Raw genomic sequence first — 14,411 nt, 5'->3', positions numbered from 1 at the left:
GCGTGGGAACCATCATCTGTCCGTGATCGTGTGAACGATCATCGGGATCAGCCCGCCGCGGCGGCCGGCAACGTCATGTGCATGATCAAGCCCGGGCTGCCGTTGCTCGCCCATAACCTGCCGCCTTGCAATTCCACGGCGCGGCGGGCGATCGCCAGGCCCAGGCCGAAACCTTCGGTGCTGTTGTCCAGTCGTTGATAGGGCACGAAGATCCGCTCCAGATCCTGTTCGGCCACCCCCGGTCCTTCGTCCTGCAGACACAGGTGCCAATGCTCATCCTCGCGCCAGCCGGTGAGGGTGATCTTGCCCTGCGGGGGCGAGAAGCGAATCGCGTTGCGCAGCAGGTTTTCCAGCGCCTGAGCGACGCTGTCCAGGTGCACCTGCAGCAGGCAGTCGATGTCCACCAGGCCTATCAGACGGTGCGCAGGCCAGCCACTTTCAAAGCAGGCGTCCTCGCACAGCGCTTCCCAGATCGACAGCATCAGCACCGGTTCGGTCGGCAACTGCGGCCGTTCGGTGTCGAGCCACGCCAGGTCCAGGGTGTCTTCGAGCAAGCGCTGCATGTCGCCGATTTCCCGGTCCAGTCGCTCACGCAGTTGTTCGGGCGGTAGCTGGCTGTCATGAGCGATCCGCAGGCGCGCCAGGGGCGTGCGCAATTCATGGGACAGGGTGCGCAACAACAGGCGTTGTTGGTTCAGGCTCTGGCGCAGACGATTGGCCATGTGTTCGAACGCGCCGGCCAGTTCCCCCAGTTCATCGCGGCGGCCCATCAACGGCACGCCCGGCCCTTCGCTGTCCAGATCGTCCGCGCGCAAACTGTCGGCGCGGTCGCGCAGAAGATTGAGCGGCACCACCAGATTGCGGTAGATCAACAGCCCCAGCAGCGCCGCCAGCAAGGTCGGGACGACACCGTGGCTGAGCACGTGGGTCCAGGGCGTCAGGCCGCCGGGCAGCAGACGCTCGGGCAGTTGCATGACCAGCCGACCCTGTTGCGGCGCATCGGGAAACTCGATGCTGACGAAGGGCAGCTCATCCTGCAGACGCCGACTCATCGGCCAGTGCAGCATGCGCATGAAGGTCAGATGACTGGCTTCCAGCGCGGTCAGTGGCGTGGTGCCCAGACTTTCGAGATGCGGCCCGATCACCGCCACCCACGTGTTCTCGTCGCGAGACAACTGCTGACGAAAACGCTCAACGCCCACGCTGCCTTCGTTGTGCCAGACGTCCTCGGCCTGCTGCGCATAGCGGGCCAGATACAGTTGATCAGCCTGATCCAGAAAGTAGGTGCTGCGCTCAGCCGAAAGCCCCCAGGTCCAGATGATCCAGGTCAGCAGCAGGCAGAAGGAAATCTGCAGAAGCGCAAGCTTCCACAGCAAGGGATGGCGCCGCATCAGCTTTGGTCCGACTCGATGAGGATGTAGCCCTGACCGCGCACGGCCTGGATTTGCAGATGCTGCACGCCAATTGCCGTGAGCTTGCGGCGCAGATTGCAGACATGGACGTCCAGCCCACGATCGAGCCGTGTGTAGATCCGGTGCAGCACGTTCTGATAGAGCAACGGTTTGCTCAGGGCTTCCCCGGCGTGCTCACGCAGTGTGATCAGCAAGCGATATTCGGAGCCAGTCAAACCGGCCCGTTGACCGGCGTGGATAACGTCCTGCAATTCGTCGTCGAACTGCACGCGACCGTCCTCGCGCACGGATTTTGGCGTGTGCGTGCGGGCCATGCGCCGCAGCAACGCGTTGGCGCGGGCATCGAGTTCGGCGAGGCTGAACGGTTTGGGCAGGTAATCGTCGGCACCCCGGGTGAACCCGATAATGCGATCCTGCTCGGCACCGAGGGCCGACATCAGCATCACCGGCGTGTCCTCGACATCGCGCAGCGCTTCGAGCAGCGATAGGCCGTCCATGCCGGGCAGCATGATGTCCAGTAACACCAGATCGAAATGCCCGGCACGAATGGCCGCCAATCCTTGAGTGCCGCAGGGGCAGGCTGTGACCGAGAAACCACGTTTTTGAAAATGCTGGTCCAGATCGTCACGCAGGCGCGCATCGTCTTCGACCAGCAGCAGAGTAGGGGTCATGGGTAAATGCTTTAATGAGACGGCTTGATGAGAATAATTCGCGGTTGCGAATATCGCACTCTTGGTCTCTTTGCGCAAACGATCCGTGATGTCGATTGGCCGCTTGGGCGCTTCCCCGGTTGCTCTCTAGCCGTCGCGCTTGCTGGCGGTGACGGTTTTACAGTCGCAACGCCGGCAAGCCAGACTGCTACGGCAGGTGAGGCTCATCCTGTTTCGATCAGGCAGGTTGTCCCGCATCGCATGAATGCGCCCTGTGGTTGCGCAGCAACACGGACAATGCCAGCAGCGCCAGGATCGCGATGACCGCAGCCAGCACGCTGATCGCCACATGAATGCCGAACAGGTCGATCAGGTAACCGGTGACCACCGGGATGATCCCCGCCGCAATGTAGCCGCCCATGTTGAAGATCGCGTTGGCTTCGGCGCGACGCTGGGGCGCGATGTTGTTGGCGATCAGGGTCAGCCCGCCCAGTTGGCCCAGGCCCTGGCCGGCACCGGCGAGCATCGCCGAGATCACCAGCAACGCAGCGCAACCAGATTGCAGCGCGCCCCACAGGCTGGCCATGGCAGCGATGGTGGACAGCCCGCTTAGCACGAAGATCAGCTTCATGCCGCGTTTTTTCGCCGCAAACTGCACGCCGACGGCCGTCAGGAACATCACGAACGCCATGGCGCCGGCGATCAACGGGCTGTTGGCCTGAAGCAGATTTGCCAGCAGTTTCGGACCCAGCGCCAGCACGAAGCAGGTGGCGGTAAGGCCGGGGCCGAAGAACGACACACCCTGCGCCACGACGCCCAGATGTTTTCTGGCAACCGATGGCAGGTGCGGACGAAAACGGCCGCTGCCCAGCTTGCGGTTGGGCTGGCACAGCACCACCACCAAGGCCAGCACCAGCAAGGCGATTTCGACGTTGAACACCATGGACACCGGGTCCGGCATGAATTGCGCGATGAGCCCGGCCAGCAGCGGTCCGGTCCCGGCGCCCAACACCATCGACACCGAAGCGATCAGCGAAGCAAAGGGTTTGCGAGATTCGCTGGCATGCTCGACCACATTGGCCATCCCTGCGGACACCACGATGCCCACCGAGATGCCGCTGAGCAGACGGGCGAGCATCAGCAGGGCGACGCTGTTGGCCTGTTCGAACAGCAGCGCCGAGATGATCGCGATGCCGATGCCGGGAAGCAGCAAAGCCTTGCGCCCGAAGTGGTCGGCCAGTTGCCCGGCGACAGCGAGTGTCAGCAGCAGGCCGAGGATGTAGCAGCCGAAAATCAGCGTCAGCGTTCCCGAGGCAAAGCCCAGATTCTGCTGCCAATGGGTGTACAGCGGCGTGGCCGCGTTGGACAGGATAAATACAGCGGTGACGATCCAGGCCGCCTTGAAGATTGGCAACGTGCCGCAAGGTTGTGGATGGTTGTTCATGGTTGAACCCTCTCATCGATTTCTCTATTGCCAGCGAGGATAGAGGGCGAGGAGGGGGCCGAGAATTGGCTGGCTGCGCATACGGCATGTGAAAAAATTCACAGCTCGTCGGGGGACTCCAGGCATTGGATGAGGAAATCCAGTACCGCGCGGATCTTGCCGGCGCTGCGCAGGTCTTCGTGATACGCCAGCCAGACCGGCAAGCTCAACGCTGTATCGCCAGTGGGCGCACGTCTGAGTCGATATTCGCGGGCGAGAAACGCCGGCAGCAATACCAGCCCGCCGTCGCCCGCCGCAGCCTGTGCCTGTACTCGCAGGTCATTGCTGGAAATCACCAATGCGCGACCGGCCAGGTGCGACCGCAACCATTGCTGTTGCTGCGAGTGCTCCATGCTCTGGTCGTAGCCGATGAACACGAAATCCTGGCTGTCGTGGTTGGCCAGATAACGCTCGCTGGCATAGAGAGCGAAGGGCAGATCGGCAAGATGTCTGGCCACCACCTGGGCTTCTTCCGGCCGCGCATAGAGCACCGCGACGTCGGTTTCCTTGCGCGCCAGCGAGGCGGTGGATTTGGCCCCCACCATGCGAATGTGCAGGCCCGGATAACGTTCGCGCAGCTTGCCGATGTTGGGCGCGATCAAGGTCGCGAGAAATGCGGGAGGGCAGGAGATCACCACTTCGCCTTCGATACGATCGTGCTCGCCACCGACGAAGCGTTGCAAGGCGAACGAGGTGCTGGACATCTGCTCGGCGAACTCACCGACCCTGATGCCATCGGCGGTGAGTTCGTAGATGCGCCCGCGCCGATCCACCAGTTTGAGGTTCAGAGAGGCTTCGAGCGAGGCGATGCGTCGGGCCACGGTCGCATGTTCGACGCCCAGTGCGCGCGCCGCGGCGGCGAGGCTGCCTTCGCGTACGAAGGTGGAGAAAAAACGCAGATCGTCCCAGTCGAACATGGTTGGCTCGGGTTCCCGTTGAAAGCGATGTGGGGCTGGGGATTACCTTACTCGAAATGAACCGGCGCTGGCGTGGAGCCTGGCAGGCCTGGCCGAGAAACGCGGTATGATGCGCGCATTCAGCTTCCTGCAACGCCATCGCCGCACCGTCTTTATCCCAGTCAGGACCTTCATGCCTATCATCACTCGCCTTGAAAGCACGCCCCCGGAATCCGTCGACAGTCAGATCATGCAGATGGTCGTCGACTACGTGAGCGATATCAGCATGGTCGGCATCGCGCCGAGCAACCCGCTGTATCCGTTGTATCAATACGGGGTCGGGCATGAAGTGCATCAGTACTTGCAGGCGATGAACGGCTCCAGAGGTTTTCCGGTGGAGCTGATCGTCGCGCTGGACGATGAAGACCCGTCTGTGGTGTCTGGTTTTCTCTTGTACCTGCCGGTGCAGGACGATCCCGAGGCGTGCGCGGTGGCGTATATGGCGGTACAGGCGAGTCAGCGTCGACGTGGCATTGCCCGAGCGATGCTGCAAAAGATGACCGAGCGCTATCCCCATGCCGAACTGGCGTGCTTCGTTGGCAAGGTGCCGTATTTCGAGGCGATGGGCTTTCAGGTGCTGAGCGCGCGCGGCCCGCAAGTGCTGATGAACACCCGCGATCACCAGACCGATGGTTTGCTGGCGGTGCTGGATGTAGCGCCGATCTATAACTCCGTGGAAGTGCGGCAGATCCACGCCTACCTGCTCAAGCAGAACGGCAAACGGGCCATGACTGACGCCGAAAAACAGCGCGATCGCCACCTTGACCAGATGACCCGCCAGGCGCGGGTGTTCGTGCAGGAGCGGATGCAGAACCTGTAGCCGTGCTGCTACGAGTACATTGCGTTGCGCAGATGAAGCGTCGGTACGGGATCATCGGTTTGACGCTGAACTCTGTGGAAGGGCGCAAGCTCCCTCCTGCGAGACTTGCTGCGGGCCCGAGATTGTATCAATCAGCCTGTTCATCCAGGTCGATCCCGCCCGGCTTGTTGCTCCACATCTCCAATAGAAAATCGGTTTCCTCATGCCTTACCGTGCGTCGCATCGAAAGGTGTGCATCGAGCAGCGCATGTGCCTCTCGGCCCAGCATCGGGCAGCCTTCGATAGGGTGCAGCCAGTGGCAGGCCAGTACCGCACCCTCCGGCGTCAGGCTGGAGGCAATCCGTTCGATCACTTCAATGAACAACGCAGGCTCCAGATAGTAGGCCCACTCGCTGATCACGATCAGATCGAATTTCTCCTCCGGCCAGTCTTGCGGCAAGCGACCCTCGATGACCTCTGCTCGGGGGTATTGGCTCAGCCTGCCGCGTGCCAGTTCGACGGCTCTGGCGCTCATGTCCATGCACAGCAATGCGTCGCACCGCTGCGCCAGGCGCAGGCTCAGTTCGCCGTTGGCGCAGCCCGGTTCGAACACGCGGGCATAACGTTGACGGGGCAGGGCTGCGAGGGTCAGGTCGCGCTTGCGCTGTTCATACCAGCGTGTGCGAAAGGCCCAAGGGTCATCGCTGTCGGCAAACAGTTCATCGAAATAATCGGCAGGCAGGCTCACAGAAACACCAGTTCGAAGGGCTGCAGCAGGCGCTCCAGCGTGATGGGGTCCAGCACAGGCGCAGCGCCGGTGCTGCTGTCAGGTTGCAACTGGCTGAAATGAGCATGAATGGCGCGGCGCTTACGCATCTGCTGTTCATCAGTGAGCAACAGCTTGCGCGCCTGGCCCCATGGAATCCGCGGGTCGTTGGGTTCGGCCCAGTGCCAGGCCCAGATCGGTACCTCCACCAGTGTCGCTCCGGAATTGGCCGCAGCCTGCGCTGCGCAATGGCCCACCGCTTCATGGTCACAATGGCCGTCGTGGCGCCAGGTGGTGAGCAGCACGTCGGTGGAACGCAGGTCTTCACTGAGCAGCGCGATGAGCGATTCCGCCTGCTCAGCCACATGCCCGTCGGCAATTCCCAGACGCTGCCAAGCCACCCGGTCGATGTCGAACCCCAGGCTGGCCATGGCGCACTGGCTTTCCTGTTGGCGCGCAGCCCGCAAGCGCGACTGCGGCCATTGTGTCGATCCGGGATGACTGCCTTCGCCATCGGTTACCGAGATCAACTGCACGTCTTCCTGTCTCGGGAACATTCCCGCCAACAGCCCGCCGCAAGCGAGGATTTCATCGTCCGGATGCGGAGCAAGAACCACCAGTCTGGCCCCCAACGGCACCAGTTCCTCAAGGGAGATCGACAGCGCCCCGCGCAGGGCAGTGCTGTTCTGCCATTCACTCAAGGGCGTGCCGCTGACACCGAAAGGTCGCTGCGCATTCATAGTGCCCACTCCTGCGTTGAATGGCTGGCGAGCAACTGGCCGAACTGTTCCAGGTCCCGCTCCGCATGGCTTTGGCGGATGAACACCGGCAGATCCACGGCAAGGCGAGCGAAGTGCGGATCACGACAAAATGGCGTGGCGCCCAAGGCGCGGCCCACATGCCGACAGACCTGTTCGACGGCCATTTCCACCTGAGCGCGCACCCGTTGCACCGGCAGCCGAGCGTCGTCCTGCGGATGTTGATCGATCCACGCCGCGCAGGCGCGCAGTGCCGCAGCGGCACCATACAGCGCGGCGTCCACAGCACCCAGATGGGCGTCGGCATGAGGGTCGGGTCGGCCTTTCTGGCGTTGTTGATGGAGGACCCGCGCCAGTGCAACCGCCGCGCCGTACCAGGATGCCGCGATGCCCGCGCCGCCATGCCAGAATCCGGGCCGCGACAGGTAAGCGCCGTGGTCACCCACGCAATGTCCGACCGCTTGGTCGAAATGCACATCGACACTGGCAGTGGTGGCCATGCCCACTGCTTGCCAGCCTTGAGCATCAATGCCGATTCCGGGTTGATCCAGACGCACGGCAATCAACTGCGGCTGGTCCTGTTCGGTCCAGGCGGTGATCAGCGCGTAGTCGATCTGTTGCGCGCCGGAGCACCAGGCCTTGAGGCCATCGAGGCGGACTTGATCGCCTTTGCGACCACTGACAACCACCCGTGCCGTGGGCGGTTCGGCCGCCCATACACCCCAGATCCCAGGTTCGGTGAAGGGTTGGCAACCCAGTTCTTCAAGGATGGCCTGCGCATCGGTATGGCCTTCGTAAAGTTTGAGAAGCGCCAGATCGAGCCCTGCCACCGCTGCCAGTTGCTGCCAGCGCGCCAAGGTCTGGCCGCTGCCGGGCAGTGGCAGGCGGTCCAGCCCCCGTTCGACGCACAGGCGCATCGCCTCACGCAACCTTTCGTCGGTCCTTGGCGGGTTGGGTCGGTGCGCTAAATCAGCCAGAACTGATTCGATCCCTTGTGCGTCGTCTTGCATGAACGGGCCTCTCCAATCCTTCAACGCTGTCGCGAGATGCGTGCGTTGCCCATGAAATTCGGCATCTGGCGCGCGTGGGGGTTCAAACAATCTGCGCCGCCGTCGCACAGTCGTCTGCTGAAACTATTTGACTTATTTGATTTGTGATCACATATTTCAGCCACAAGAACGACAACACAGGCTTCTCTCCCATGACAGATCGCCCCATTCCTTTGCCGTCCATGCGCCAGGTATCCCGCGACACGTTGCAGGACCAGGTTTACCGGCAGATCCGCGAAGCGTTGATGAGCGGGCGTTTTCAACCCGGTCAGAAACTCACTATCCGCGGCCTCGCCGACGCGCTGGGCTCAAGCCCCATGCCGGTCCGCGAAGCGCTGCATCGCCTGAGCGCAGAAAACGCCTTCGAAGTGACTGAAACCGCGCGGCTGCGCGTTCGCATCATGACGCCTGAACGTCTGCGCGAAATTCGTGATGCCCGCGTCGCCCTTGAGGGCCTGCTGGCCGAAAGGGCAGTGGCGCTGCTCACCGATGCCGATCTGGCGGACATCAGCGAACTCTGCCGGCAGATGCAGCAAGCCGCCGACAAGGTCGACGTGTCGCGCTATCTGTGGACCAACTTTGCCTTTCACCGACGCATCTACGCCGTGGCCCAGGCCGAGTTGACCATCGCCGCCGTGGAGAACTTCTGGCTGCACATGGGGCCATGTTTCGCCCTGGTCGCGCCGGACAAGGCGCACTTGCAGCGCTCGATGGAAGCCCACGACCGCATCGTCGAGGCGCTGGCCGCCCGCGATGGTGCCGGGGCACGGGCTGCGGTCACCGACGACATCATGCAGGCCGCCGATTCGCTGGCGCGCCTGCTCGTCAATAACGACCGTGCGCGGTCGTCTGCCTCAGGAGTGAAAAAAGCATGAGCGTTCTCAATCGGTTGATTCCCTACAGCGGCCTGCGGGTGCTGATTTCCGGCGGTGCCGCCGGGATCGGCGAAGTGCTGGCCGCGGCCTACATCGAAGCGGGCGCCAAGGTGCATGTGTGTGATGTCAGCGAGTCGGCGCTGGCGGCGTTTCGTGATCGTTATCCGGGCAGTGTGGCGACCCGCGCCGATGTCGGCGATGCCGCGCAGATCGAAGCGGTGTTCAAGGTCCAGCGCGAACAGTTCGGTGGCCTCGATGTGTTGATCAACAACGCTGGCATCGCCGGGCCTACCGCCGGAATCGACGCCGTCACCGATGAAGACTGGCAGCGCACCATCGACATCAACCTCACTGCGCAATACCGCTTCGCGCATCACGCGGTTCCGTTGCTCAAAGAGTCGCCGAACGCGCATCTGCTGCACATCGCCTCGGTGGCGGGGCGTTTGGGCTATGCCTGGCGCACCCCTTACGCGGCGACCAAATGGGCCATCGTCGGCCTGATGAAGTCCCTGGCGTCGGAACTGGGCGAGAGCGACATCCGGGTCAACGCACTGCTGCCGGGCATCGTCGAAGGGCCGCGCATGGACGGCGTGATTCGTGCCCGCGCCGAGCAACTGAATGTGCCGGAATCCGAGATGCGTCAGGAGTACCTGAACAAGATTTCCCTGAAACGCATGGTCACCGCCGAGGACGTCGCTGCCATGGCGCTGTTTCTCTGCTCGCCAGCGGCGCGCAACGTCACCGGGCAGGCCATCAGTGTCGACGGCAATGTCGAGTATCTCTGACCGCGACCATTGCAACGCCGGTCGCTGAACCTGCGCGCTGCGACGCATAAAAGCTTCATACCCGGAACAGCTCTCACCAACAACAAGAAGGGAGAACAGTCATGTCGAAAAAACGTCCAGTCATCATCACCTGTGCCGTCACCGGTGCGATTCACACGCCATCCATGTCGCCGCACCTGCCGATCACGCCGCAGGAAATCGCCGAGGCTGCCATCGGTGCGGCAGAGGCGGGCGCGGCCATCGTTCACTTGCACGCCCGTGATCCTTTCGACGGTCGCCCGAGCCAGGACGTCGATCTGTTCCGGCAGTTTCTGCCGCAGATCAAGGCTCAGAGCGATGTGGTGATCAACATCACCACCGGCGGTGCGCCCACGATGGGCGTCGAAGAACGCCTGCAACCGGTGGCCCAACTCAAGCCCGAGCTGGCCTCGCTGAACATGGGCTCGATGAACTTCGGCCTGTACGAAATGCTCGACCGCTTCACCGAGTTCAAGCACGACTGGGAACGGCCATACCTGGAAGAAAGCGACGACCGTATCTTCCGCAACACCTTCCGCGACATCGCCCACATTCTCAATGCCTGCGCCGAAAACCGCACCCGCTTCGAAATCGAGTGCTACGACATCGGCCACCTCTACACCGCTGCGCACTTCCTGCAACGCGGCTTGCTCAAGGCGCCGATCTTCATTCAGTCGGTGTTCGGCCTGCGCGGCGGCATCGGCGGCCACCCGGAAGACCTGGCCCACATGCGTCGCACCGCCGACCGCCTGTTTGGCGACGCCTACGAATGGTCGATCCTGGGCGCCGGCCGCAATCAGATCCCGCTGGGCACCATGGGCCTGGCGATGGGCAGCAACGTGCGTGTCGGTCTTGAAGATTCGCTGTGGGACGGCCCGGGCAAACTCGCGGCGTCCAACGCCGATCAGGTCAAGCGCATTCGCACCGTGATCGAAGCGCTGGGTGGCCGTGTCGCGACCCCGGACGAGGCGCGGGAAATGCTCGCCCTCAAGGGCAAGAACGAAGTGGATTTCTAAGGCCCGCAGCCTGTTCGACGTGACGAGGCGCGCACCCGGTGTGCGCGCCTCACAAGGGCAATCACCTCCCATAAGAACAAGACAGGAGTGAATCATGCGTATCGAAATCGTCGTCGATGTGAAGACCACGCTGGGCGAAGGCCCGGTCTGGGACGTGGAGCAACAGCGGCTTTACTGGATCGACAGCTTCGACGGCCGGATTCTGCGCTGCACCGATGACGGGCGTGAACTACGCGCCTGGGACGTCGGCCAGAAGATTGGCTCCATGGCGCTGCGCAAGAACGGCGACGCCGCCATCGTTGCCCTGCAGAACGGCCTGCACAGCCTTGACCTGCCGACGGGCAAACTGGAGTTGATCGTCGATCCGGAACCCGGCCATCCGCACAATCGCCTCAACGACGGCAAGGTCGACCGCCGTGGCCGTTTCATTTTTGGCTCCATGGATACCCAGGAGGATCAGGCCAGCGCCAAGCTGTATCGCCTCGATCCCGACATGAGTCTGCACACCCTGGATGAAGGCATCATCGTGTCCAACGGCCCGTGCTGGAGTCCGAATGGCGAGACGTTCTATTTCGCCGATACCTGGTCGGGCGAAATCTGGGCCTATGACTACGACAACTCCACAGGCGCCACCCGCAATCGACGCACGTTCGCCAAGGTCGACACCTCAGGCGGTGGCGCGGCAGACGGCTGCACCGTGGACGCCGAAGGCTGCCTCTGGCAGGCGCTGGTGTATGCCGGAAAACTGGTGCGCTACACCCCGGACGGCCAGGTCGACCGGATGATCGAGATGCCAGTGAAGAAGGTTACCAGCCTGACGTTCGGTGGCCCGGATCTCGACACGCTGTTCGCCACCTCCATGGCCAGACCGCCGCTGCCGCGCTTCCCGGAAGACGGCCAGCAACGCGGCGCACTGTTCGCCATCACCGGCCTGGGCGTGCGCGGCATCGCTGAACAGCGCTTTGCCGGCTGAGCAACGACCGACCGAATCGACACACAAGGATCACAGGAACACTTCTCTCGACAAGGCGTGTGCGGCACGCCTGGAGACCCTCATGCAAAACAACAAGAAAGCATCGTTGGGCAAGATTCATCGCTATTCGTGGGTTTCGTTGCTGGTCTGCTGGATGATCTGGATTCTCAACGCTTACGACCGCGAAATCGTGCTGCGACTGGGGCCGACCATTTCCAGGCATTTCGACCTGTCGGCGGATCAATGGGGCACCGTGGCCACGGTGGTCATGCTGGCGCTGGCGGTGCTCGATATCCCGGGCTCGGTGTGGAGCGACCGGTACGGCGGCGGCTGGAAGCGTGCGCGCTTTCAAGTGCCGCTGGTTCTGGGATACACCGCCCTCTCGTTTCTCTCGGGCTTCAAGTTTCTCAGCGGCCACCTGGCGTCTTTCATCGCGCTGCGCGTGGGCGTGAACCTCGGCGCGGGCTGGGGCGAACCGGTAGGGGTCAGCAACACGGCCGAGTGGTGGCCGGTTGAACGCCGTGGTTTTGCACTTGGGGCGCACCACACCGGCTACCCGATTGGCGCGATGCTCAGCGGCATTGTCGCCAGTTTCGTGATCGCCACCTTTGGCGAGGAAAACTGGCGCTACGTGTTCTTCTTTGCCTTCGTCGTGGCGTTGCCGTTGATGATTTTCTGGTCGCGCTACTCGACGGCCGAACGTATCACTCAGCTGTACGTCGACATCGCCGCCAAAGGCATGACCGCGCCGGACAGCACGCCGTCGCCGAACGTCAAGGGCCAGGCCTGGGCGACCTTCAAGGCGGCGATCGCCAACCGCAACATCGCACTCACGGCTGGCAACACCATGCTGACGCAGGTGGTGTACATGGGCGTGAACATCGTTCTACCGGCCTACCTGTACAACATTCTCAACCTGTCGCTGGCCGAGTCGGCGGGAATGAGCGTGGTATTCACCCTGACCGGCATTGTCGGCCAACTGGTCTGGCCATCGCTGTCGGACATCATCGGCCGTCGAATCACGCTGATCATCTGCGGCCTCTGGATGGCGGCCAGTGTCGGCGCGTTCTACTTCGCCAACACCATGCTGATCATCATCGTCGTGCAACTGCTGTTCGGTCTGGTGGCCAACGCGGTGTGGCCGATCTACTACGCGGTGGCGTCCGACTCGGCGCAACCCTCGGCCACCTCAACCGCCAACGGCATCATTACCACCGCGATGTTCATCGGTGGCGGCATCGCACCGGTCTTGATGGGCAGTTTGATCAGCGCCGGTGGCGGCTGGACGAGCCTTGGGGGTTACACCGTGTGCTTCTTCGTCATGGCCGGTTGCGCGTTGGGCGGTGCTTTTCTGCAGTTGTTTTCCCATCGTCCCGAAGTGCTGGTCATCGAACCGCAAGTCTGAATCCTGTCGCCGGCGCAACTGGCCGGCCCGTTCCGTTACATGAGTTGAAAAGAGGTTCGCACAATGACAATTACAAAAACGCCCGAAGCGCCTTCTTCACCCCGCGACGCCGCCACGCTGAACAAGCTGCTGTTCGTCAAGCTGATGCCGCTGCTGATCGCGGCTTACGTTTTAAGCTTTCTTGACCGCACCAACATCGCCCTGGCCAAGCATCATCTGGACGTGGATCTGGGGATTTCCGCCGCCGCGTACGGGTTGGGCGCGGGGCTTTTCTTTCTGACTTACGCGTTGTCGGAAGTGCCGAGCAACCTGATCATGCACAAGGTCGGCGCGCGGTTCTGGATTGCCCGGATCATGGTTACCTGGGGCCTGATTTCCGCGGCCATGGCCTTCGTCCAGGGCGAGACCTCGTTTTACGTCTTGCGTCTCTTGCTGGGCATTGCCGAAGCCGGTCTGTTTCCTGGCGTAATGCTGTACCTGACCTACTGGTTCGGCCGCGAACAACGCGCTCGCGCCACCGGGTATTTCCTGCTCGGTGTGTGCCTGGCAAACATCATCGGTGGGCCACTGGGTGCGGCGCTGATGCAACTGGATGGCCTGTTCGGCTGGCGCGGCTGGCAGTGGATGTTCATGCTCGAAGGCCTTCCGGCGGTGTTCTTCGCCATTGTGGTGTGGAAGAAGCTGCCCGATCGTCCGAGCAAGGCGACCTGGCTGAGCCCTGCCGAAGCGCAACAGATCGAGCGGCAACTGGCGAGCGAAGCCGAGGAGGGGGCCGGGCACGGCGGGCACTCACTGAAGCAGTGCCTGACGCCGCAGATCCTGTTGGCGATCTTCGTGTACTTCTGCCACCAGATCACCATCTACACCGTGATCTTCTTTCTGCCGGGGATCATCGGCGAATACGGCGATCTGAGCACGGTGCAGGTCGGTCTGCTGACCTCGTTGCCGTGGATCGCCGCAGCCGTGGGGGCGGTCGCCTTGCCACGATTCGCCAACACCCCGCAGCGTTCCCGGCGGATGCTCGTCACCGGCCTGCTGACCATGGCCATCGGGCTGGCAATCGCGTCGCTGGCCGGGCCAGTGATCAGTCTGCTGGGGTTCTGCATTTCGGCGGTGATGTTCTTCGTCGTGCAGTCGATCATCTTTCTCTACCCGGCCTCACGCCTCAAAGGCGCGGCGCTGGCTGGCGGGTTGGGGTTCGTCAACTGTCTGGGGCTGCTGGGCGGTTTCGTCGGGCCGTCGGTCATGGGGTTGATCGAACAGAGCACCGGCAATGCCATGAACGGCATGAAGGTGATTGCCGTGGTGCTGGTGGTGGCGGCGATTGCAGCGCTGCGTTTGCGTCAGGGCCATGAGCGGGTCTTACCGCAAGAGCCGATCAAGGGGGCGCGGCAGATTTCGGGCTGAGGTCGGGATGACTTGGCGGTGGTAACCGCACCGCCGCTTTCGCGAGCAAGCTTCCTCCC

General features: G+C 62.6%; 14 protein-coding genes. 7 read left to right on the top strand and 7 right to left on the bottom strand.

Translation table 11 applies throughout. The features are described 5' to 3' along the window. Nucleotides 1-47 precede the first annotated feature (47 nt). The 4 genes from BWR59_RS16615 to BWR59_RS16600 all read right to left on the bottom strand — a co-directional run bounded on the left by BWR59_RS16615 (nucleotide 48) and on the right by BWR59_RS16600 (nucleotide 4,462). Entirely contained in the window at nucleotides 48-1,391 is a 1,344-nt protein-coding gene (locus BWR59_RS16615) for a sensor histidine kinase (protein WP_081566738.1), read from the bottom strand. Next, the gene (locus tag BWR59_RS16610) at nucleotides 1,391-2,083 is read right to left on the bottom strand and encodes a response regulator transcription factor (protein WP_081566737.1); all 693 of its coding nucleotides are present in this window, start codon (nucleotides 2,081-2,083) and stop codon (nucleotides 1,391-1,393) included. Before BWR59_RS16610 ends, BWR59_RS16615 begins: the two co-directional genes overlap by 1 nt. Nucleotides 2,084-2,300: 217 nt before the next feature. Next, the gene (locus BWR59_RS16605) at nucleotides 2,301-3,506 is read right to left on the bottom strand and encodes an MFS transporter (RefSeq protein WP_081566736.1); all 1,206 of its coding nucleotides are present in this window, start codon (nucleotides 3,504-3,506) and stop codon (nucleotides 2,301-2,303) included. Between the two features lie 98 nt (nucleotides 3,507-3,604). Further along, nucleotides 3,605-4,462 carry a LysR family transcriptional regulator gene (locus BWR59_RS16600; protein ID WP_081566735.1) on the bottom strand — a complete coding sequence of 286 codons (858 nt, stop codon included), beginning with the start codon at nucleotides 4,460-4,462 and terminating at the stop codon, nucleotides 3,605-3,607. 172 nt (nucleotides 4,463-4,634) lie between these two features. Between BWR59_RS16600 and BWR59_RS16595 the strand changes: the two genes are divergently transcribed. Continuing rightward, nucleotides 4,635-5,321 (top strand): GNAT family N-acetyltransferase, encoded by a 687-nt coding sequence (locus BWR59_RS16595; RefSeq protein ID WP_081567160.1) that lies wholly within the window; start codon nucleotides 4,635-4,637, stop codon nucleotides 5,319-5,321. Nucleotides 5,322-5,448: 127 nt separating this feature from the next. On the opposite strand, the gene BWR59_RS16590 is transcribed toward BWR59_RS16595, so the two are convergent. From BWR59_RS16590 to BWR59_RS16580, 3 genes are read right to left on the bottom strand one after another with little or no spacing between them, the layout of a single operon-like run. After that, nucleotides 5,449-6,048 carry a class I SAM-dependent methyltransferase gene (locus BWR59_RS16590; protein ID WP_081566734.1) on the bottom strand — a complete coding sequence of 200 codons (600 nt, stop codon included), beginning with the start codon at nucleotides 6,046-6,048 and terminating at the stop codon, nucleotides 5,449-5,451. After that, complete coding sequence (locus tag BWR59_RS16585) at nucleotides 6,045-6,806, bottom strand: PIG-L family deacetylase (protein ID WP_081566733.1); 762 nt, start codon at nucleotides 6,804-6,806, stop codon at nucleotides 6,045-6,047. Before BWR59_RS16585 ends, BWR59_RS16590 begins: the two co-directional genes overlap by 4 nt. Beyond that, complete coding sequence (locus BWR59_RS16580; RefSeq protein ID WP_081566732.1) at nucleotides 6,803-7,834, bottom strand: acyl-CoA dehydrogenase; 1,032 nt, start codon at nucleotides 7,832-7,834, stop codon at nucleotides 6,803-6,805. Before BWR59_RS16580 ends, BWR59_RS16585 begins: the two co-directional genes overlap by 4 nt. Before the next feature lie 191 nt (nucleotides 7,835-8,025). Here BWR59_RS16580 and BWR59_RS16575 point away from each other — a divergent pair, with 191 nt between their 5' ends. The 6 genes from BWR59_RS16575 to BWR59_RS16550 all read left to right on the top strand — a co-directional run bounded on the left by BWR59_RS16575 (nucleotide 8,026) and on the right by BWR59_RS16550 (nucleotide 14,352). After that, on the top strand, nucleotides 8,026-8,748 hold the full coding sequence (locus BWR59_RS16575) for a GntR family transcriptional regulator (RefSeq protein WP_081566731.1): 723 nt from the start codon (nucleotides 8,026-8,028) through the stop codon (nucleotides 8,746-8,748). Continuing rightward, nucleotides 8,745-9,533 (top strand): SDR family oxidoreductase, encoded by a 789-nt coding sequence (locus tag BWR59_RS16570; protein WP_081566730.1) that lies wholly within the window; start codon nucleotides 8,745-8,747, stop codon nucleotides 9,531-9,533. Before BWR59_RS16575 ends, BWR59_RS16570 begins: the two co-directional genes overlap by 4 nt. 101 nt (nucleotides 9,534-9,634) lie before the next feature. After that, complete coding sequence (locus BWR59_RS16565; protein WP_081566729.1) at nucleotides 9,635-10,567, top strand: 3-keto-5-aminohexanoate cleavage protein; 933 nt, start codon at nucleotides 9,635-9,637, stop codon at nucleotides 10,565-10,567. A 94-nt stretch (nucleotides 10,568-10,661) separates the two neighbouring features. Beyond that, nucleotides 10,662-11,540: an SMP-30/gluconolactonase/LRE family protein gene (locus BWR59_RS16560; protein ID WP_081566728.1), complete on the top strand. Its 879-nt coding sequence runs from the start codon at nucleotides 10,662-10,664 to the stop codon at nucleotides 11,538-11,540. 82 nt (nucleotides 11,541-11,622) lie between these two features. Continuing rightward, complete coding sequence (locus BWR59_RS16555; protein WP_081566727.1) at nucleotides 11,623-12,945, top strand: MFS transporter; 1,323 nt, start codon at nucleotides 11,623-11,625, stop codon at nucleotides 12,943-12,945. A gap of 63 nt (nucleotides 12,946-13,008) precedes the next feature. Beyond that, nucleotides 13,009-14,352 carry an MFS transporter gene (locus tag BWR59_RS16550; RefSeq protein WP_081566726.1) on the top strand — a complete coding sequence of 448 codons (1,344 nt, stop codon included), beginning with the start codon at nucleotides 13,009-13,011 and terminating at the stop codon, nucleotides 14,350-14,352. Nucleotides 14,353-14,411: the final 59 nt, after the last annotated feature.

Source organism: Pseudomonas sp. Bc-h (assembly GCF_002080045.1).
In the GTDB taxonomy this organism is placed as follows: Bacteria; Pseudomonadota; Gammaproteobacteria; order Pseudomonadales; family Pseudomonadaceae; genus Aquipseudomonas.
This window is presented reverse-complemented; position numbering and strand designations above follow the sequence as displayed.